Annotated in this window: 20 protein-coding genes and 1 pseudogene; 7 read left to right on the forward strand and 14 right to left on the reverse strand. The window is 72.3% G+C overall.

Annotated elements, in window-relative coordinates:
* The first annotated feature begins 3 nt into the window (after window positions 1-3).
* The 3 genes from HDA32_RS15885 to HDA32_RS15895 are packed head-to-tail and all read left to right on the forward strand — an operon-like array spanning window position 4 to window position 3,369.
* Window positions 4-894, forward strand: a complete 891-nt coding sequence (locus HDA32_RS15885; RefSeq protein WP_179643935.1) for a branched-chain amino acid ABC transporter permease — start codon at window positions 4-6, stop codon at window positions 892-894.
* Window positions 887-2,089 (forward strand): branched-chain amino acid ABC transporter permease, encoded by a 1,203-nt coding sequence (locus HDA32_RS15890; RefSeq protein WP_312863201.1) that lies wholly within the window; start codon window positions 887-889, stop codon window positions 2,087-2,089. The genes HDA32_RS15885 and HDA32_RS15890 overlap by 8 nt, the downstream gene beginning before the upstream one ends.
* Window positions 2,086-3,369 carry an ABC transporter substrate-binding protein gene (locus HDA32_RS15895; protein WP_179643936.1) on the forward strand — a complete coding sequence of 428 codons (1,284 nt, stop codon included), beginning with the start codon at window positions 2,086-2,088 and terminating at the stop codon, window positions 3,367-3,369. The genes HDA32_RS15890 and HDA32_RS15895 overlap by 4 nt, the downstream gene beginning before the upstream one ends.
* Before the next feature lie 83 nt (window positions 3,370-3,452).
* Here the strand turns inward: HDA32_RS15895 and HDA32_RS15900 are convergent, their stop codons facing one another.
* Window positions 3,453-3,842, reverse strand: a complete 390-nt coding sequence (locus HDA32_RS15900; RefSeq protein ID WP_179643937.1) for a hypothetical protein — start codon at window positions 3,840-3,842, stop codon at window positions 3,453-3,455.
* On the reverse strand, window positions 3,839-4,069 hold the full coding sequence (locus tag HDA32_RS15905) for a hypothetical protein (RefSeq protein ID WP_179643938.1): 231 nt from the start codon (window positions 4,067-4,069) through the stop codon (window positions 3,839-3,841). Before HDA32_RS15905 ends, HDA32_RS15900 begins: the two co-directional genes overlap by 4 nt.
* 182 nt (window positions 4,070-4,251) lie before the next feature.
* Between HDA32_RS15905 and ku the strand changes: the two genes are divergently transcribed.
* Complete coding sequence (gene ku, locus HDA32_RS15910) at window positions 4,252-5,235, forward strand: non-homologous end joining protein Ku (RefSeq protein WP_179643939.1); 984 nt, start codon at window positions 4,252-4,254, stop codon at window positions 5,233-5,235.
* Entirely contained in the window at window positions 5,232-5,438 is a 207-nt protein-coding gene (locus HDA32_RS15915; RefSeq protein ID WP_179643940.1) for a hypothetical protein, read from the forward strand. Before ku ends, HDA32_RS15915 begins: the two co-directional genes overlap by 4 nt.
* Before the next feature lie 7 nt (window positions 5,439-5,445).
* Here the strand turns inward: HDA32_RS15915 and HDA32_RS15920 are convergent, their stop codons facing one another.
* From HDA32_RS15920 to HDA32_RS15930, 3 genes are all read right to left on the reverse strand, one after another.
* The gene (locus HDA32_RS15920; protein ID WP_179643941.1) at window positions 5,446-6,831 is read right to left on the reverse strand and encodes a hypothetical protein; all 1,386 of its coding nucleotides are present in this window, start codon (window positions 6,829-6,831) and stop codon (window positions 5,446-5,448) included.
* Entirely contained in the window at window positions 6,828-7,661 is an 834-nt protein-coding gene (locus tag HDA32_RS15925; protein WP_179643942.1) for an alpha/beta fold hydrolase, read from the reverse strand. The genes HDA32_RS15920 and HDA32_RS15925 overlap by 4 nt, the downstream gene beginning before the upstream one ends.
* 83 nt (window positions 7,662-7,744) lie before the next feature.
* Entirely contained in the window at window positions 7,745-8,488 is a 744-nt protein-coding gene (locus tag HDA32_RS15930) for a TetR/AcrR family transcriptional regulator (RefSeq protein ID WP_179643943.1), read from the reverse strand.
* Between the two features lie 182 nt (window positions 8,489-8,670).
* Between HDA32_RS15930 and HDA32_RS15935 the strand changes: the two genes are divergently transcribed.
* Together HDA32_RS15935 and HDA32_RS30780 are read left to right on the forward strand one after the other, a co-directional pair.
* Window positions 8,671-9,825 carry an acyl-CoA dehydrogenase family protein gene (locus HDA32_RS15935; protein ID WP_179643944.1) on the forward strand — a complete coding sequence of 385 codons (1,155 nt, stop codon included), beginning with the start codon at window positions 8,671-8,673 and terminating at the stop codon, window positions 9,823-9,825.
* 75 nt (window positions 9,826-9,900) lie between these two features.
* Window positions 9,901-10,074, forward strand: a pseudogene (locus HDA32_RS30780) (DDE-type integrase/transposase/recombinase); the annotation flags it as partial.
* Window positions 10,075-10,232: 158 nt separating this feature from the next.
* Here HDA32_RS30780 and HDA32_RS15940 read toward each other — a convergent pair.
* The 9 genes from HDA32_RS15940 to HDA32_RS15980 form a co-directional block, all read right to left on the reverse strand.
* Window positions 10,233-10,913, reverse strand: coding sequence for an FMN-binding negative transcriptional regulator (locus HDA32_RS15940; RefSeq protein WP_179643945.1), 681 nt, complete (start codon window positions 10,911-10,913; stop codon window positions 10,233-10,235).
* Between the two features lie 82 nt (window positions 10,914-10,995).
* Complete coding sequence (locus HDA32_RS15945; RefSeq protein ID WP_179643946.1) at window positions 10,996-11,910, reverse strand: MurR/RpiR family transcriptional regulator; 915 nt, start codon at window positions 11,908-11,910, stop codon at window positions 10,996-10,998.
* Window positions 11,897-12,871: an alpha/beta hydrolase family protein gene (locus HDA32_RS15950; RefSeq protein ID WP_218882487.1), complete on the reverse strand. Its 975-nt coding sequence runs from the start codon at window positions 12,869-12,871 to the stop codon at window positions 11,897-11,899. The genes HDA32_RS15945 and HDA32_RS15950 overlap by 14 nt, the downstream gene beginning before the upstream one ends.
* Window positions 12,861-13,973 (reverse strand): C45 family autoproteolytic acyltransferase/hydrolase, encoded by a 1,113-nt coding sequence (locus HDA32_RS15955; RefSeq protein ID WP_179643947.1) that lies wholly within the window; start codon window positions 13,971-13,973, stop codon window positions 12,861-12,863. The genes HDA32_RS15950 and HDA32_RS15955 overlap by 11 nt, the downstream gene beginning before the upstream one ends.
* Before the next feature lie 52 nt (window positions 13,974-14,025).
* Window positions 14,026-15,039 (reverse strand): ABC transporter ATP-binding protein, encoded by a 1,014-nt coding sequence (locus HDA32_RS15960; RefSeq protein ID WP_179641198.1) that lies wholly within the window; start codon window positions 15,037-15,039, stop codon window positions 14,026-14,028.
* Window positions 15,036-16,070 carry an ABC transporter ATP-binding protein gene (locus tag HDA32_RS30785; protein WP_179643948.1) on the reverse strand — a complete coding sequence of 345 codons (1,035 nt, stop codon included), beginning with the start codon at window positions 16,068-16,070 and terminating at the stop codon, window positions 15,036-15,038. Before HDA32_RS30785 ends, HDA32_RS15960 begins: the two co-directional genes overlap by 4 nt.
* Complete coding sequence (locus tag HDA32_RS15970; protein ID WP_179643949.1) at window positions 16,067-16,984, reverse strand: ABC transporter permease; 918 nt, start codon at window positions 16,982-16,984, stop codon at window positions 16,067-16,069. Before HDA32_RS15970 ends, HDA32_RS30785 begins: the two co-directional genes overlap by 4 nt.
* A complete protein-coding gene (locus HDA32_RS15975) occupies window positions 16,977-17,945 on the reverse strand; it encodes an ABC transporter permease (RefSeq protein WP_179643950.1) in 969 nt (322 codons plus the stop codon). Before HDA32_RS15975 ends, HDA32_RS15970 begins: the two co-directional genes overlap by 8 nt.
* Window positions 17,942-19,621: a peptide ABC transporter substrate-binding protein gene (locus HDA32_RS15980; RefSeq protein ID WP_179643951.1), complete on the reverse strand. Its 1,680-nt coding sequence runs from the start codon at window positions 19,619-19,621 to the stop codon at window positions 17,942-17,944. The genes HDA32_RS15975 and HDA32_RS15980 overlap by 4 nt, the downstream gene beginning before the upstream one ends.
* Window positions 19,622-19,767: the final 146 nt, after the last annotated feature.

The raw sequence follows: 19,767 nt of genomic DNA on the forward strand, positions 1-19,767 counted from the left end.
AGCGTGATAAAGCTTCTCGAACTGCTGGTCAACGGCGTCTCGATCGGGGCCGTCTACGCGCTGATCGCGCTGGGCTTCGTGATCATCTACCGCGCCACGGAGGTCGTGAACTTCGCGCACGCCTCACTGGTGCTGGTCGGCGGCTACATCACCGCGGTCACCCACCAGCACATCGGGTTCTGGCCGGCGCTGGGCCTGGGGATCGCCGGCGCGGCCGTGCTCGGCGCGGCGCTGGAGTTCCTGCTGATCCGCCGGTCCAAGGCGGAGAACCGGCACATCCTGGCGATCGCCACCATCGGCATCGACATCGTTATCATCGCCCAGCTCACCCGCATGATCGGCGCCGACGTCCTGGCGATGGGCGATCCCTGGCAGAACCAGGTCGTGCGGATCGGCGAGGTGAGCATCGCCCAGACCCGCATCGCCGCATTCGTCATCGCCGCCCTGGTGCTGACCGGGTTCGTGCTCGCGTTCAAGTACACCTCGTGGGGGCTGTCCATGCGGGCCGCCGCCGAGGACGACGAGACCGCCTCCCTCATGGGCGTGCGCCTGGGCCGGGTGTCGATGTCGGCGTGGGCGGTCGCCGGCGGGCTGGCCGCGCTCGCGGCGCTGTTCCTCACCGTGTTCCCCACCCCCGGACTGGACCGGGCGACGAGCCTGGCCGCCATCAAGGCGTTCCCCGCCGCGATCATCGGGGGGCTCGACTCCACCAACGGCGCGCTCGCGGGCGGCCTCATCGTGGGGCTGACCGAGTCCCTGGTCACCGGCTACCAGGGGGACCTGACCTTCCTCGGGCGCGGGCTGGGCGAAGTGGCGCCGTTCATCGTCATGGTCGCCATCCTGCTCATCCGGCCCACCGGGCTGTTCGGCGTGAAGGAGACGGCCCGTGTCTGAGTCCTCCGTGTCCCACCCCGCGCCGCCGGAGTCCGCGGTGCGCGCGGCCGCCGGCGGCGCCGGAGGCGGCCCGGGCCGGCCGTCGTGGTACCGCAGGCCGGGCGGGTACCTGACGGCCGCCGCCGCCGTGGTCCTGCTGGCCATCCCCTTCTACGTCGAGGTCTTCTGGCTCCAGGCCGGCCTGTTCGCCATGGCGGCCGCCATCGGGGCGATCGGGCTGAACCTGCTGACCGGCGCGACCGGCCAGCTCTCCCTGGGGCACGCGTTCTTCATCGCCGTGGGCGCCTACGGCTACGTGGCGATGGCCGCCGAGCCCGCGGGCGGGGGCGGCGAGCTGCTGGGGCTGGGCCTGCCCACCCCCGTCGCGATGGTCGGCGCGGTGCTGCTGGCCGGGCTGGCCGGGCTGGCGTTCAGCCCGATCGCCGGCCGGGTGAGCGGGATCTACCTCGGCATCGCCTCCATCGCCCTGGTCTTCATCGGCCAGCACCTGCTGTTCAACGCCGCGTCGGTCACCGGGGGCTTCAACGGCCGGATCGTACCGGAGTTCACCCTGCTGGGCCTCTCCTTCGCCGACACCCCCGAGCTCGTCCTGGCCGGCGTGCCCTTCGGCGCGCTGGAGCGGCTGTGGTACCTGGGGCTGGCCCTGGCCGCCGGCTCGGCGCTGTTCGCCCGCGGGGTCCTGCGCGGCCGGCCGGGGCGGGCCATGAACACCATCCGCGACCATCCGACCGCGGCCGCGGTCATCGGCATCCCGGTCGCCCGGTACCGCGCCGGCGTCTTCGTGCTGTCCTCGATGTACGCCGGGCTGTCCGGTGTGCTGCTGGCCCTGGTGTTCCAGCAGACGGTCCCCGACTACTTCGACCTCTTCCTGTCCCTGGACTACCTGGCGATGATCGTCATCGGCGGGCTGGGCTCCGTCGGCGGCGCCGTGCTCGGCGGCGTGTTCGTCGCCCTGCTGCCCCAGGTCCTCACCCGCTACGCCGACTCCCTGCCGCTGGTCGTCGCCGCCGGCACCGGTGACGGGCTCGCCCCCGCCGAGGCGGCCCGCATCCTCTACGGCGCGGCCGTCGTCGCCGTCGTGCTCTTCATCCCCGGCGGCCTGCTCCCGCTGTGGCAACGCTGCCGCGACGCAGTGGCGCGCCCTCGCCCGAACAGCGCACCTCCCCCCTCCGACGACAAGGAGAAGACACGATGACCTCCACCGGCACCACCGCATCGAGACCGCGCCGACTGCACGCCGGCGTGGCGGCCGCGGCCGCGCTCGCCCTCGTGCTCACCGCGTGCAGCTCCAAGGCCTCCGACGGGGAGGGCGGGGTCGACGACGAGGGCGTGGCCATGGGTCCTGGCGTCACCGAGGACACCGTCACCGTCGGCCTGATGACCGACATGACCAACGTCTACGCGGCGCTGGGCAAGAGCCTGACCCAGGCGCAGCAGTTGTACTTCCAGCAGGTCAACGAGGACGGCGGGATCTGCGGCAGGCAGGTGGAGGTCGTCGTCCGCGACCACGGCTACGACGTGCAGCAGGCCGTGGCCAACTACACCGAGATCTCCTCGGATGTGGCCGCGTTCCCGCAGTTCCTCGGCTCGCCCATGGTGATGGCGGTCAAGGACCGCATCGGCGAGGACCACGTCCTCACCATCCCGCAGGCCTGGTCGACCGCGCTGCTGGGCAGCCAGTACATCCAGGTCACCGGGACCACCTACGACGTCGACATGATCAACGCCGTCCAGTTCCTGATGGAGGACCACGGGATCGAGTCCGGCGACGCGATCGGCCACGTCTACTTCGAGGGCGACTACGGCGAGAGCGCGCTGCACGGCGCCGTCTACGCCGCCGAGACCGAGGGCATCCAGCTCGTGGAGCAGCGCATCACCTCCAGCGACACCGACATGACCGCGGCGGTGTCGGCGCTGGAGGACTCCGACGTCGACGCGGTCCTGATGAGCGCGGGGCCGGAGCAGTCGGCCTCGCTGGCCAGCGTCGCCGCCGCGCGGGGGATGGACGTGCCGATCGTCGCCAGCAACTCCGGCTTCGCCCCGCAACTGCTGGAGACGCCCGCGGCCGAGCCGCTGCTGGAGAACTTCTACTCGATGAACGCCGGCCTGCCCATCGCCGCTGACGTCGATGAGGTGCAGCGGCTGGCCGACGACTACTCCGCCGCCTACCCCGAGGACCCGCTGGACACCGCGGTGATCTCCGGCTACTCCTCCGCGGTGCTGATCGGCGACGCCCTGAGGACCGCGTGCGAGAACGGCGACCTCACCCGCGACGGCATCACCAGCGCCCACCGGTCCCAGAGCCAGTACGACAACCCCTACGGCGTCGACATGGACCTGTCCATCTGGGATGCCTCGGCCGCCCGCCAGAGCCACGTGCTCAAGCCCGACGCCGACGCCGTCGGCGGGCTCGTCGTGCACAAGGAGGCCTTCGGCTCGGAGATGCTGGAGAACTACGTCTCGCCCGTGGGCTGAGTCGGCCCCGCGGCCGCGGGGCGCCGGGCGGTGCGAGGCCCCGCCCGCCCGCGGCCGCGCCCGGCTCCCGCCGCGGGGCGGGGTCACAGGCCCAGGGCCCGCACCAGGGCGTCGGGGTCGGCGACGGTGACCGTGATCCCGCGGTGCCGGACCAGGCCCAGCGGTTCCATGCCGCGCACCGGGACGCGCAGTTCCAGGCACACGCCGCGCCGTGTGTTGGTGCCCAGGGTCAGCCCGCCGTCGGCCAGCGACAGGTGCGGGCCGATCACCCGCCACCAGCGGTAGGGGCCGCCGATCTGGAAACCGGTCACGTTGGAGCGGGGCGTGCGCACCCGCCACGGCCCGAAGCGCACGCGCAGTTCGCGCTCGGTCACCTCGACATGAGCGCGGTCCGCCCGCACGCCCATCAGGGCGAGCGGGCGGGCGAACCGGGGCTCGACCGGGAAGTCGAACCGCTGAGCGGAAGCGCTCAACCGTTCTCCTTCTGCAGCCGCTGGAGAAGCATCTGCTTGCCCTGCTCGCCGGCCTTCTGGCTGTTCTCCTGGATGCGGCGGAACCAGGAGGCCAGCTCGCTGTCGCCCTGCCGCTCGGCGTCCTCGATGTAGGTCTGCATCTGCCAGGCGTTCTCCAGCGAGAGCTGCAGCACGGTCACCAGGTTGTAGTTCTTGTCCTTGAGCGGGCTCGAAGGCGTGTCGGCCATGGCCGCCTCACTTTCCGTCTCGTCGCGCGGATCGGTTCACGGCGCCCGCTGCCCGAATCGGCGGCCGGTATGCGCCCGAGTCCCCGGCCTTCCGCGCGGCCCCGTACAGCGGGGCGGGGAGTCCAGGGTGGTGAAACGCGCGTTTCGGGGTAGGTGGGCGGACACGTCACACGGGAGGCGACATGGCACGGCCGATATGGACCGGTGCGCTGTCGTTCGGACTGGTGAGCGTCCCGGTGGGGCTCTACCCCGCCACGGCGGGCCGCACGCCGGGGTTCCACCAGATCGAGCGCGGCACGTCCGACCGCATCCGCTACCGGCGGGTCAACGAGCGCACCGGCAAGGAGGTCCCCTACCGCGACGTGGTCAGGGGGGCCAGGACCGAGTCCGGCGGCTACGTGGTGCTGGAGGCGGCCGACCTGGAGTCGGTGGCGCCCGACCGCTCGCGCTCGCTGGACATCGACGCCTTCGTTCCGGCCGACGAGGTCGAGCCGATCCACCGCGACCGGACCTACTACCTCGCGCCCAACTCGACCGAGGCTCCCAAGGTCTACGCGCTGCTGTGCTCGGCCCTGGAACGCTCGGGCCGGCTCGGCCTGTCCTCACTGGTGCTGCAGGACCGCCGGCACCTCGCGCTGATCGGCCCGCAGAACGGCGCGCTGACGCTGACCACGCTGTTCTACGCCGACGAGGTGCGCGCCCCCGAGGAGGTGCTCGCCTCGATGCCCGACGGCTCCGGCCTGAGCGGGCACGAGGTCGAGATGGCGGTGCGGCTCGTGGAGGCCATGGGCGGGCACTGGCGCCCCGAGGAGCACCGCGACGTGCACCGCGAACGCCTGGAGGCGCTCATCGCCGCCAAGTCGCGCGGCAAGCCGGTGAAACGGCCCGCTGCGCCGCCGCCGCGGGAGACCAACGTCGTCGACCTCATGGAGGCGCTGCGCTCCAGCATCCACCGGGACGGGGGCGCGCAGCGGGGCCGGGCGCGGGACCGGGTGGACGGCGCCGGGGACAGGGAGCCGCGGCTGAAGGACATGTCGAAGCGGGAGCTGAGCCGCCTGGCCACCTCGCTGGACGTGCCGGGGCGCTCCAAGATGGACCGGGCCGAACTGGAGGAGGCCGTGCGCAAGGCCAGGCGGCGCTCGGCGCGGCGGAGGAAGGCGTCATGACCCGACCGAGCGAGCCCGCCGTCCGGGACTGCCCCGGATGCGAACGGGAGTGGGACCACTGCCACGGGACCTTGATCGTGCACACCGACGGCGCCGTCGAGTGCACCGAGGACGACTGCTCGGCCTCGCCGCACCTGCACGCGTGGACGACCCCGTGCGGACGGCTGGTCCCGGCCTGCGAATGCGCCGGAACCGGAGAGTAGCGGCCGCTCAGGACTCCAGGGCCAACTCCTCGCGGGTGTCGAGGAACTCCTCGGCCTCGCGCCACGGCGCGGGCCGGGGCAGCGGCCACGTCCGGCGGACCCGGCGCAGGTCGCGCTGGGCCCGGCCGAGGACGGCGAGGTCGAGCGGGAAGCGCCGCGGGTCGGCGCCGAGCAGGGAGCCGACCTTGGTGGCCCGGTCCAGGACCTCCTGCCACGCCCCGATCGGCGCGAGCCCGATGGACTCGGTGCCGTGCGCGAACAGCATGAGGCGGATCTCCTCGAAGGGCCCGGCGGCGTCGAGGTAACCGTTGAGCGCCGCGCGCGAGGACTCGGTGTTGAACACGCACCAGTACGGCACCGAGCCCGTGCGCAGCGCCCAGAACGGGTCCATGAGCAGGAAGCTCTCCGCGAGCAGCCGGGTGTCGGGGATGCCGCGCGCGCGGTAGCGGTGCCGGTGCAGGTCGGCCACCGGGGCGCTGAGGGCTCCGGGCTCGGCGTAGCGCATCCGGACCAGCCGCCAGCGCCGCTCGCGCGCGAGTTCGGCGAGGTCGTCGAGGAGCTCCGGCTCGAACCCCCACTCGGCCTCGGGGGCTTCGCCGTCGGGCTCGGGGGCGCGGAAGGAGCGCACCGGCGAGCCATAGCGGCGCAGCAGGTCGTGTACGCGCGGACCGCCCCGCTGGTACTCCTCGGAGGTGGCGCCGCCCACGGCACCGTGCTGGAAGATGTAGCGGTCGGCGACCCGCAGCACCGGGTGGCGCAGCTCGCACTCGCCGACGACGAGCGTGGCCCCCGGTGGCAGCGTCGCGCACAGGAAGTCCCGGTAGGCGGCCGGCAGCCGCCGCCACTTGACCCGGAAGTAGGACATCCCGGCGATCATCAGGCGGTCCTGGTTGGGGTCGTGCATGTGGTGCAGCACGAGGTCGGGGTTGGCGTCGAGCAGCCGCTCGGCGGCCCCGCTCAGCAGCCGCAGGTCGGCCCACGCGTTGTCGGGGTGGCCTCCGCGGCGGCGCACCGGGAGCAGCAGGGTCTGCGGCAGCCAGGGGCCGCCGGTGGCCGCGGCCAGGTGGACCAGCGCGCCGTCGGAGGAGCCGATGAAGGCGACCGGGGCGCGCTCGGGCGCGTAGTGCCCGGTGACCCAGCGTGCCAGCGCCTCGGAGCGGACGTCGCCGAGCCGCCGGGCCGCGCTGGCCTCGGACCAGCCGCCGGCCGAGTACAGCAGCTCCCTGACGCGGCGGGGCGTCCGGTTGGCCGCGCCGAGCACCGGCAGGGCCAGCGCCTCCGCGCCGGGCACGGCCCCCAGCACCCGGACGTCGCGGCCGCGCCGGAAGCGCGCCAGCGCCCGGAGCATGCCGGTCGCCGAGTCGAACGAGGCGACCGCGGACCCGGCCCTCACGCGGCGCCCTCCGCGGTCTTCCCCGTCGCCCCGTCCGCCGTTCCGCCGGTCGCCGCGGCCTCCGCCGCCTCCGCGATGAACGCGTCGACCAGCCGGGCCAGCGGCAGCGGGTCCCGGTAGCTGACCGTGTGCGCGCTGCCGGGGACCACCCGCAGCCGGCCGCGCGGCAGCAGCCGGGTGACCTCCTCGGCCCAGTCCTGCGGGGCCATCCGGTCCCGTTCGCCGCGCACGACCAGGGTCGGCGCGTCGACGTGGGGCAGCCGGTCCTCGACGCGGTCGTGCATGGAGGCCGCGAACGCCGCGAACATCCGGCGGGTGCCGGCGTCACGGTAGTCGGCGAGGGTCGGCAGCACCATGCGCGGGCGCTCCCCCGGCGAGTTGCGCAGCCAGCGCAGGAGCATCCCCATGGGCGAGCGGGCGTGCGGATCGAGCGTCGGGCCGATCAGGACCAGGGGGCGCTCGGGTTCCCGCGCGGCGCCGGGACCGGGCGGGGAGCGCCGGCGCAGCACCGCCTCGACCACGACCTGGCAGCCGAACGACATGCCCAGCAGGCACGGGCGCCGCAGCCCCCTGGCGTCGATCCAGTCGAGCAGCGCGTCGGCGAGCAGCCCCACGCTGACCGCGTCCTGGTCGCCGGTGCTGCGCCCGAACCCGGCCAGGTCCACCGTCCAGGTCTCGCGCACCCCCTCCATCGCCGACACCAGGGGCATGAGCAGCCGGGAGGAGACGCCGGCCCCGTGCACGCAGACCACCGGGGGCCCGGGGCCGGCCGCCAGCCAGCTCACGGTGCCGCCGCTCGCGAGCCCGTCCACGTACCTGGTCAGCGCCATCCGGACCTCCTCGTGCCCTCACGCTACCGACCAGGTCGCGGGCTAAACCGGCGCGGCGGGACGGCGCGGGAGGCTGCGCCCCGTCACTCCCCCGGCGCCTCCAGGGCGGTGTGGATGCGCGCGAGGACGTCGCCGCTGGGGGCGTCCGCCGGGTAGACGGCCACCAGCACGGTGCTGTCGCGGCGCGGCGGGTCCGGCCGCCCCGCCTCCGCCAGGCCCCGGCCCATCTCCTCGGTGACGAAGGCCAGCGCCTCGTCGAGCCGTCCGGCGGGGAGGTCCTGCCCGGGGTTCTTCAGCCAGGAGCGCAGCACGTGGTTGTGCGCGGCGATGACCGCCGCGGCCAGCGCCTCGGCCGCGAGCAGCCGCCGGGCGTCGCTGTGGCCGTGCGAGAGGTGCTGGGTGAACAGCGCCTGGTAACGGGCCGACATGGCGATCTCCCGGTCGCGCAGCGCCGCGTTGGCGCGGACCAGCCGGTAGCGCGGGAGGGCGACGTCGGGGTCGGAGACGTATCCGTGGAAGACCATCCGCGCGGCCGCACAGACCGCGGCCCGCGGGTCCTCGCCCGAGGAGGCGCGCAGGTGCCGCCGGACGGACTCCAGGAGCTGCTCCTGGTCGGAGAAGAGGATGTCGTCCTTCGAGCCGAAGTGCCGGAACAGCGTGCTGCGGCTCACCCCGGCCGCGACGGCGATGTCGTCCATCGTCGTGGCCTCGTAACCCCGTTCGGCGAAGAGCCGCAGCGCCGTGACGACGACGGCGCGCGACCGGGTCGTCCGGCCGGCGTCGCGGACCTCCTGCGTCGGCCTGCCCCGGCCACCGCGCTCCCCCATGGCTCCCGTTCCCCTTCCGCGCCGCGCGCCGGACCCGCCCCGGCCGCTTCACCGGCCTCATTGTCGCCCCTTCGCGCGGGGGCGGGCACCGCGCGGCAGCGGATCCGGCGAGTACGCTGACACTCAGTTTCATTCCTTGGAACCCAGTGTCATACTAGAGGCGTCGCCGCGAAGGAGAGCCAATGAGTGACTTCGACCTGTACCGCCCGACCGAGGAGCACGACGCGCTGCGCGAGGCCGTCCGCGCCGTCGCCGAGGACAAGATCGCCCCGCACGCCGCGGAGGTCGACGCCGCCGCCGAGTTCCCGCAGGCCGCCTACGACGCCCTGCGGGCCGGCGACTTCCACGCCCCGCACATCCCCGAGGCCTACGGCGGTGCCGGAGCCGACGCGCTGGCCACGTGCATCGTCATCGAGGAGGTCGCGCGCTCCTGCGCGTCCTCGTCGCTGATCCCCGCGGTCAACAAGCTCGGCACGATGCCGCTCGTCCTGGCCGGGTCCGAGGAGGTCAAGCGGCGCTACCTGGCGCCGGTGGCGTCCGGTGAGGCGATGTTCTCCTACGGCCTGTCCGAGCGCGAAGCCGGCTCCGACACCGCGAACATGCGGACCCGGGCGACCGCGGACGGCCACGACTGGATCCTGTCCGGGCAGAAGTCCTGGATCACCAACGCCGGCGTGAGCGACTACTACACCGTCATGGCGGTCACCGACCCCGACGGGCCCCGGGGGCGCAACATCAGCGCGTTCGTCGTGCACGCCGACGACGAGGGCTTCTCGGTGGGCGAGCCGGAGAAGAAGCTCGGCATCAAGGGCTCGCCGACGCGCGAGCTGCTGTTCGACAACGTCCGCATCCCCGGCGACCGGCTCGTCGGCAACCTCGGCGACGGCCTGCGGATCGCGCTGCGCACGCTGGACCACACCCGGGTGACCATCGGCGCCCAGGCGGTGGGCATCGCCCAGGGCGCCCTCGACTACGCCCTGGGCTACGTCAAGGAGCGCAGGCAGTTCGGCAAGGCCATCGCCGAGTTCCAGGGCCTGCAGTTCATGCTCGCCGACATGGGCATGAAGCTGGAGGCCGCGCGGCAGATGGTCTACGTCGCCGCCGCGAAGTCCGAGCGCGGCGACGACGACCTCTCCTTCTTCGGCGCCGCGGCCAAGTGCTACGCCTCCGACGTCGCCATGGAGATCACCACCGACGCGGTCCAGCTCCTCGGCGGCAACGGCTACACCCGCGACTACCCGGTCGAGCGGATGATGCGCGACGCCAAGATCACCCAGATCTACGAGGGCACCAACCAGATCCAGCGCATGGTGATGGCCCGCCAGATGCTGAAGTAGCCGGACCGAGTAAACCCGCGGGCCGCGGCGCTCCCCGACAGTGGGGAGACCGCGGCCCGTGCGCTGCTCGGAGAAGAGGGCCGGTTCCTGTACCTGGCCACCGTGACCGAGGAGTACTCGCGCCGGCCGGCGGGCCGGTCGATCGCCGACCACATGCCCACGTCCTTGGTGGTCGACGCTGTCGAGGCGGCTCGGCAGGAGCGTGGGTCCCCGGCCGGAGCGGTGTTCCACTCCGATCACGGTGCCCTGCTCAGGTTCAAGGGGGTCCTCGCAACACCGGCCTGTCGGTCCGAGACTCGGGCTCGTACAGGGGGTCGGCTGTCGCAGTGCGCGTAGCGCCGGCGGCACAGCAGGTCCGGGCCCTGGAGATCCCACCCTGCCCCGCGAACGCAGTGGTCGAAGCTCAGTCAGGCGGGACCGTCCCGCGGCAGCCAACTCGCGGGATCGGTGCTGGGCGGCGATCGGCGTCCGCGGACTTGGTGCGTGCGCATGGCCTCGGCCACCGCACGGTCCTCATGGCGGTCGGACGACGCCAGTCCCCGCCGTACCTGCTCGACGTCCTCGTCGAGTTTGTCCTGACTGAGTTTGTACCCGCCGACGATCCGCGTCGTTCGGACTCCGAATCCGACGACGCCGCGGGCCAGCCCTTCGAGGTCGGCCGGATCCATCGAGGAGAGCTGCCACGGCGCCGAGGAGCCGCGCTCGAAGGTGCGCACCGTCCGCGCCAGCAGTTCGCGCACCTCCGGCGGATCGGCCAGGAGATGGAACCGACCGTGGACGTGCACGGCCGTATAGTTCCAGGTCGGCACGTCGGGCTCGGCCGTGTAGACGTTCGGGCTGATGTAGGAGCTGGGGCCGGGGAAGACGCACAGCACGTCGTCGCCGTCGGCAAGCCGCTCCCATTGGGGGTTGCGGCGGGCGAAGTGGCTCACCAGGCCGGCGGGGCGGTCTTCGTCGTCCAGCAGGAACGGCAGATGCGTGGCCGCGAGCTCGCCGGACGCGCTGACGATGATCCCGAACGGGTTGCTTCTGATGTGCGCGTAAGCGGTGTCCTCATCCGTTCCCGCGAATTCGCGCGGCTGGTACATCGGTCCTCCTGAACGAGTGTGCCGGACGGGCGCGTGATGCTCCTCGTCCGCCGGCGATCAAGTCGGCGCCCCACCGCGGGGGTCACCGCCTCCCCTTGCCGATCAACTTCTTGCGCAGCTGGGTGAGGATCTTCGACGTCCTGGTCGCGCGCTCCTCGCCGCGACGCGCCAAAGAGAGCAGGAGGGCGTCGGTGACCACGCTCGCCGTCAGGGTCTCGCCGGTCAGGCCGCCCGCCGACAAGGGGGCGCGCAGCACCGCCCGCACCCCTGTGCCGATCTCCGGGGGCAGCGTGTCGGTGACCAGGATGACCGAGGCACCCACGGCCTCTGCGTGCTCGATGACGATCTCCACCTCCCGCAGCAGGCGCCCCGGGGCGAACAGGACCACGACGTCGCCCCTGTCCAGGAGCAGCAGGTCGTCGGCGAGCGCGAAACCCATGTGGGGAGCCGTGCGAGCGCTGATCCCGAGCCGCCTCAACCGCACCGCGCAGTACTCGGCGACGCCTCGGGAGAGCCCCAGCCCGAACGTGACCACCGTGCGCGCCGTGCCGATCAACTCGACCGCGTCGTCGAACGACTCCGCCGACAGCGATCGCTGAGTCTCGCGGATACGCTCCGCCGCCTCGTCGAAGACGATCTCCAGCAAAGAGGTGGAGTCGGTCTCGCGGGCGACGGTGATCCGCGTGGCCAGGCGGTGGGCAGGGTGCGTACTGGTCATCAGGGTGGCGCCGACGTCGTGCTTGAGTTCGGGCCACCCGGTGAAACCCAGAGCCTTGGCGGTGCGGATCACCGTGGCGTCGCTGGTCCGCGTGAGCTTCGCCAGTTGCAGGGCGCTCAGGAAGACGACGCGTTCGGCGTTGGCGACGATGTAGTCGGCCACCCGGCGCTCGGTGCGGGAGAGGGCGCCGCCGTGCAGCTCGATCCGCTGCTCCAGCGTGAGCACCCCCTCGGCCGCGACCGGTGCGCTGCCGGGTTCGTTCTGCTCAGGTTCCGTCACGCCGACTCCTCCCGAGAGCCTTGGCCCGCTCGCTGGACTCGGGCGGGCTCGTCCGTGCGTCCATCGTCCACCCGTCCGGCTCCGCCGCGCGCACTGCGGCGAGCCGTTCGGCGAAGAACGCGCGGACCGGGCCGAGCGTTTCGCGGCACTCGTGCGCGACGCCGGGCACGATGTCGTGCCGGACCGCGACGCCGTGGCCGACGAGGCCGGCCTTGAGCGCGCGCATCCTGGCTTGGCGGTCGACACCGTGGTCGTTCACGTCCTTGATCCAGGCCGGCTCCTCGGGCCCCATGCCGATCTCCCACGTCTCAGTGTCGCGTGCCCCGATGACCAGCTGCACGGGCACGGCGCGGATCGCCTCCAGATCCGGGGTGACGCCCAGTGCCTCCCGCAGTCCGCCGATCCCGGCCGGCCATGGGCGCGCCTCGTCCGGCAGGGTGACGACGCCGGGGGCGCCGACGGAGGCGCCGAGAAGCCGGTCGGGATGGGTGTAGAGGAACCGGTGGGTGAAGTGGCCGCCGCCGGAGAAACCGGTGAGCAGGAACCGGGCGGTGCCGACCCGGTAGGACTCGGCCACCTCCTCCAGCATGGCCAGCAGCAGCAGGTCGAACCGGATGTCGCCGTAGCGCAGGTACTTGTAGTTGTGCAGTTCGCCGGGTGTGCCGATCCCGGCGGGGAACAGTGGCGCGAAGACGATGCAGCGATGCGTCCGGGCGAATCCGGCGAACGCGTCGCGGTAGCTCTGCGCGTCGCGGCCGGTGCCGTGCACCAGCACCACCAGCGGGTAGACATCGGTCCCGTCCTCGTCGTAGTCCTCCGGCACGTACAGGCAGTAGGAGAAGCGCTGGTCGGCTCGCGACGCGAACATCGTGGTCGGCCCGAACTGGTAGAAGGAGAGCCGCTTGCCGTGCCCGCGCCTGGGGGGCGTCGCCGCGTCCTTCCGTCCGTGTTCAGAACGCATGGCCGATGCCCCGTCCGCCTGCGAACGAGTACTCCACGTAGCGCGACCGCGACGGCGGTCCCGCACTCACCCAGATCCGGCCCCGCGCCGGTTCGGCGATCACCGATGCCACCGTCATGTAATGGTCCTCGTCGCCGCGTTCGCGGTGGTCCTCGGCGTGCACCGAGAGCCCGTCGGCCCCGTCGTCGCGGTCGCGCAGGATCGCAGCCATGGTCGGCGGGTCCAGCCGCCCGTGGTTCTCCTTGAGCAGGTGCCGCATCCGCGCGTGGCGGATGCGGGAGTTGCGCAGGTACCGGGCGTTGGAACGCTCCTCGTCCAGCAGGTCGGGCGCGAGATAGTGGTTGGAGTGCGCCAGCAGGGCGTCCTCCGGGGGCAGCAGCGCGCTTCGCCGCGGCGTGTTCTCGAAGTCGACCGCCGTCCCGGCCGCGTCCAGCAGGACCAGGTTGCGCGAGGACGCCCGCGGCAGGTCGCGCAGCGCCGAGCACGCCTGGGCGACGCCGGCGTGGTGCATGGCGAAGCGGCTCAGCAGGTAGCGGGGGAATCCGCGCCGCCAGCCTTCGCAGTTCAGGAAGTTCGCGAACACCGCCATACCCGTGCTGCTGATCCCGATGTAGGAGACCTGGCCCGCGGGGGTGGCCATGAGGATCTCCGGTCCGTCGTCGGGTTCGATGTGGACGACGATCATCAGCCCGGCGTAGAGGTCCGGCAGGTCGGCGTTCTGCCCGGCCAGGCCGGTCCCGGTGGCCGTGGCCTCCGGCAGGGCCGCGAAGGTCGTGCACTCGTTGGCGGTGGCCGGCGAACCCAGCACGTCGGCGTAGACCTCGGCGCGCAGCTGCAGCAGGTAGGCCTCGGCCAGGGTGATCCCGGCCCCCTCGGCGATCCCGGCGATCTCCTCGTCCAGATGCCCGGCGTACTCCTGGACGAACGGCCGGTACTCCGCGGCGACCGCGGTGGCGGTCGCGCGATCGACGCCGGCGCTCGCGAGCCGGGCCAATGCCAGGTCCAGGTGCTCGGCCACGAGGTCGGCGCACGCCGTGCCGTGCTGGCGCCCTATCGAGCGGTGGGAACCGCGGAAACGGTGGAGTTCAAGGATCTGCGGCACAGGACCTCCTGGGTCGTTCTCGTCGGGTGCATCGTCTACTCGGGCGCGGTGGTCAGGCGTCCGCGGGGGTCGGCGGCGAATCGAGGCGTCCGGCGTGGTGGCAGGCGACCTCGCCGCCGTGTTCACCGTGCAGGAGCTCGGGCTCGGACTCGCGGCAGATCCGGGTGGCGTACGGGCAGCGAGTGCTGAACCGGCACCCGGGCGGCGGGTCGGCGGGACTGGGAATCTCGCCGCGCAGGATGACGCGCCGACGCGTGGCCTCGCGCACCGGGTCGGCCACCGGCACGGCCGACAGCAGCGCCCGGGTGTAGGGATGGCGCGGGTGCGCGGTCACGCGCTCGGCGTCGCCGACCTCGACGACCCTGCCGAGGTAGAGCACGGCGATCCGGTCGCAGACGTGCCGGGCCATGGCCAGGTCATGGGTGATGAACAGGTAGGTGAGCGCCAGTTCCTGCTGGAGGTCGAGTAGCAGGTTGACGATCTGGGCCTGGATGGAGACATCCAGCGCCGCGATGGCCTCGTCGGCCACGATGAACTCCGGATCGCAGGCCAATGCGCGGGCGATGCCCACACGCTGCCGCTGGCCACCGGAGAGTTCATGCGGGAGCCGGTCCATCAGCCTCCGGTCCAGGTGCACGAGATCGAACAGCTCCTCGACCCGGGTCCTGCGCCCGGCCGCGGTGCCGACACCGTTGAGGTCGAGGGGCTCGCGCACGGCCGCGCCGACCGGCAGCCGCGGGGTCAGCGAGGAGTAGGAGTCCTGGAAGACCATCTGCAGCCGGGGCCGGAGTTCGCGCAGCGGCCGCTGGTCCAGCGCCGTGATGTCGCGGCCGCGGAAGCGGACGCTGCCCGATGTGGGCTCGGTCAGCCGCAGCAGAACGCGGCCGATCGTGGACTTCCCCGAGCCGCTCTCTCCCACCAGCCCCAGCGTCTCGCCGCGGCGCACGGTGAAGCTCACGCCGTCCACGGCCCGGACCGTGCCGACCGTACGGCGCAGCACGCCGCGCCTGATCGGGAAGTGCTTGGCCAGGTTCTCGGCTTCCACGAGTGCCTGCCGCTCGCTCACTGTCCGTCTCCTTCCGCCGCGGCCGGTGCCGGTGGGGTGCGGCCGGCCCCGGCGGCGACCTCGTCGGTGCGCAGGCACGCGGCCTCGTGCGCCTCCCTGACCGGGAGGAGCTCGGGGACCGAGTGCAGGCATTCCGGGACGGCGTGCTCACAGCGCGGCGCGAACGCGCAGTGCTCGATCGGCCGTGTGAGGTCGGGCAGTCCTCCGGGGATCGGGACGAGCCGCCGCCGGGGCCCGTCCAGCCCGGGCAGCGACCGCAGCAGCCCGGCGGTGTAGGGATGCCGGGGCTGCGCGAACAACGCGCGCACGGGCGCGCGCTCGACGATCCGCCCGGCATACATCACCGCCACACTGTCCACCAGGCCGGCGACGACGCCGAGGTCGTGGGTGATCCACATGACGGCCATGCCCAGCTCGGCACGCAGCCGCGCCACCAGTTCGATGATCTGCGCCTGGACGGTGACGTCCAGTGCCGTCGTGGGCTCATCGGCGATGAGCAGCCGGGGCTCGCAGGCCAGGGCGAGCCCGATCAGGACACGCTGGCGCTGGCCGCCGGAGAGCTGGTGCGGGTAGCTGCCGAGGCGCGCGCGGGGATCGGGGATACCGACCAGCTCCAGCAGCTCGGCCGCCCGGGACAGGGCGGCGGTCCGGGAGCCGCCCCGATGGTTGCGCACGACCTGGGCGATCTGGCGGCCGACCGTCATCGACGGATTGAGCGACGCCATCGAATCCTGGTAGATCATCGACAGTTCACGACCCCCCAACGCACGGCGCCGTTTCGGGTCGAGGTCCAGCAGTTCGGTGCCCCTGTAGCGGATCCGGCCGCGCTCGACGCGGGCGGGCGGCGCGGCGAGGAGGCCCATGACGGCCAGCGCGGTCACGGACTTGCCCGAACCGCTCTCCCCGACCACGGCCGCCGCCTCGCCCTCGCGCACGGTCAGCGAGACGCCGTCCACCGCACGCAAAGTGCCGTCCTCCGTGTCGAAGGCGACAGCGAGGTCCTCGATCTCCAGGAGAGGGGATGCGCTCATTTCTTCCTCCTGCGCGGCTCGAAGGCGTCGCTGAGGCCGTCGCCGACGTAGTTCACGGCCAGGACGACGATGAAGAGCATCGCCCCGGGGAAGAAGCCCCGCCACCAGTGCCCGAGTGCGATCACCGGACGCTGGGCCTCGTACAGCAGGCCGCCCCACGTGGCCTCCGGCGGCTGAAAGCCCAGCCCGAGGAAGGACAGGGCCGACTCGGTCAGGATCGCGGTGGCGACGCCGAGCGTCGCGGTCACGATGATCGGGCCGAGCGCACCCGGCAGGATGTGCCGCACGGCGATGCGGAGGTGGCCGGCGCCGATGCCGCGCGCAGCCTCCACGAACTCCTTCTCCTTCAGGGACAGGTAGCTGGCGCGGACCAGCCGGGCGGTGTTCATCCAGCTGAACATCGCCACAGCGGCGATGATCGGCCCGAACCCCGGACCGACCAGGGTCACCAGCAGGATCACCACGAACAGGGCCGGCAGCGAGTAGAAGACGTCCACAACGCGCATCAGCACGTTGTCGACGGGTCCGCCGAAGTAGCCGGCCACCGCTCCGACGAGCACCCCGACGACGAGCGAGCAGCCGACGGCGGCGAACGCGACGCTCAAGGTCAGCCGGCCGCCCACGAGGATCCGCACCAGCAGGTCGCGGCCGAGGTCGTCGGTGCCCATCGGGTGCGCCGGGGACGGCGGCTGGTCCTTGCCGGCCATCGAGACCTCCTCGGGGCCGTAACCGATCACCGCCGGTCCGATCACGACCGCCAGGATGACGGCGCCGAGGACGGCCAGGCTGACGGCGGCCGGGCGGTGCCGGAGGAAGCGGCGCCACGCGCCGCCGCCGGCGCGCGCGGCGGGCTCGGGTTCGGCCGCCGTTGGCGGTGCGGCCGGACGCCCGGTCGGGGGCGCGGCGTCACTCATAGCTGATCCTCGGGTCGAGTCGGCTGTAGACGATGTCGGCGAACAGATTGGCGAGGACCACCAGGAGCGCGGCGATGATCAGGATCCCCAGCAGCACCGGGTAGTCGCGCAGCTGGGCGGACTCGACGAACAGGCGGCCCATGCCGGGCAGGCCGAAGATCGTCTCGGTGATGACGGCGCCCAGGAACAGCTCCGGTATCGACAGCACGGCGACGGTGACGACCGGGATGGAGGCGTTCTTCAGCGCGTGGCCCAGAACCACGGTGCGCTCGGGCAGTCCGCTGCCGCGGGCCGTCCTGATGTAGTCCTGTCCCAGGACCTCCAGCATCGACGACCGGACGTAGCGGATCAGGCTCGCCAGCGACACCAGCGACAGCACGGCCACCGGCAGGATCAGGTGCCGGGCCCGGTCGACGATCGCCGCGACGCCCTCGTACTGCGCCCGCAGATCGGTCAGTCCCGCCGATGGCAGCCAGCCCAGCTGGAACGAGAAGACATAGAGCAGCATCAGCCCGAACCAGAAGCTCGGCATCGCGAGCCCGGCGAAGGACAGCCCGGTGGAGAGGTGGTCGAAGGCCGAATGCCGACGCACCGCCGCGACGGTCCCGACGGCCAGGGCGAGCAGGACCGACACGGTGAACGACACCCCGGTCAGCAGGAGAGTGGTCGGGATGCGCTCGCCGATGGCCTCCAGCACGGGGCGCCCGGTGTTGAACGATGCGCCCCAGTCGCCGGTCAGCATCCCGCCGAGCCAGCGCAGGTACTGGATCCAGATGGGGTCGTCCAGTCCGTAGCGGCCGCGGAGCCGCTCGATCTGGGCGGCGCTGGCCTGGCTGCCGGCGCCTTCCCCGGCCGCCATGGGGCCGCCCGGCGTCATCTGGAGCAGCGCGAAGACGATGACGCTGATGCCCAGCAGCAGGGGGACCGCCTGCAGGCAGCGCCGCACCAGATAGGAGGTCATCCGCCGGCCCCCTCCGCGGACCCGAGCGTCCAGCCGGCGCTGCTGGCCGTGGTCCACATGCCGTCCCAGTAATCGATCTCGACACCGTCCAGGCCGGTGTTCCACGCGTAGCCGACGGCGGAGGCGTAGACCGGGATGGCGACGCGGTCCTCCGTGAAGATGCGGTCGGCTTCGCGCAGGGCCTCCTTGCGCGCCTCCGGGTCCATGGTCGTGGCGGCTTCGCGCTCCAGCGCGTCGAACTCGTCGTCGGACCAATGGGAGTAGGAGAAGCCGACGGGGTTCTCTTCGGTGGGGATGTAGCCGGTGGTGAAGACCTCCATCCAGATGGCGGGGTCGGGGAAGTGCCCGTCGCGGCTCATCGCGATGTCGAAGTCGCCGGTGGCGAGCAGACCGCCCTTGTCCCGGCTGTCGAACAGCGAGTTGGACGGAACGTTCTCGATGACCAGCTCGATCCCGATGTCCTTCATGTCCTGCTGGATGGTCTGCTGGTAGAGGGCGCGCGTCTGGTCGCCGGAGATCGTCTGGAACGTCAGCCGGGCGGGCACTCCGTCCTTTTCGCGGATGCCGCCGTCGCCGACCTCCCACCCCGCGTCGTCGAGCACGGCACGCGCCTCGTCGGGGTCGTGGGGAGAGGGCTCCCGGTGGGCCGAGCCGAAACCGGCGTAGAGGAAGGACCCGCTGAGGGTGCCGAACCCGCCCAGCACGTCGTCGATGATCGACCGGCGGTCCAGTCCCAGGTCGATGGCCTCGCGAACGGCGGGGTCACCGAGGACCGGGTGCGGTTCGTCGAGGTCGCCGCCGTCGGAGTGGTTCAGCCACAGCCATTCCACGATTCCGGTCGTCTCCGGCTGTGTGGCGACCGTGACGGGCGCGCCCGCCTCCTCGGCTTCGCTCAGCTCGGCCAGGTCGCCCGCGGTGAAGAAGAAGACACTGTCGTACTGACCGCTGGTGAAGCCGCTGAGCGCGGCCTGCTTGTCCGGGGTGATCTTGAGGGTGACCCCGTCCAGTGCGGGCTGTTCGGGATCGCGCCAGTAGTCGTCGTTGGCCGTCAGCGTGATCTGGTTGCCCGACTGCCAGTCCTCGTACGCGAACGGCCCGGTGCCCAGGGGCAGCCGCGCCTGGGGGTCGTCGGTCCGGACCGCGCTGGACTCGAACATGTGCTCGGGGAGGACCTGCTGGAAGAGGTTGAGGTAGCCGGGCTGCGGCTCCTTCATCGTCACCTCCAGCGTCAGTTCGTCCACCACCTCGGTGGAGTCGATGGACGCGTACTCCGGGTCGGGGAACGCGGCCGCGTCGGGATCCTGCGCGACCTCTGCGGTGAACGCCAGGTCGTCGGCCGTCAGCGCTTCGCCGTCGGACCAGGTGATCCCTTCGCGCAGGGTGTAGGTCACGGTGAGTCCGTCCTGGCTGACCCCGCCGTTGTCGGCGGTGGGGACCGTCTCGGCGAGGAGCGGCTCGTGGGTGCCGTCGGCCTTGATCAGGAACAGCGGTTCCACCACGAACGCATCGGAGATGTCGGATCCGCTCTGGTTGCTGAACATCGGGCTGAGGACGCCCGGTTCCTGGATGAGGGCGATGACGGCCGTGGAACCGGGGGAGCCCGCTCCTCCCGGCGCGCAGCCGGCCGCGGTGAGGACGAGCGCGCCGACGGCCGCGGACACCGCGCGTGCGGGCAATGGGAAGAGTCGTGATGGTCGCTGCCGTGCTGACATGGCGAACCTCCTGGTGGTGCGGCACGGGGGAATCGGCCGTCGGGACGGCCGGAGGGCGCCGATTCGCTATCGGTCGGCGGGGTGGGGAGCGGTCGCACCAGGTGATGCGT

The organism is Spinactinospora alkalitolerans (assembly GCF_013408795.1).
GTDB classification, from domain to species: domain Bacteria; phylum Actinomycetota; class Actinomycetes; order Streptosporangiales; family Streptosporangiaceae; genus Spinactinospora; species Spinactinospora alkalitolerans.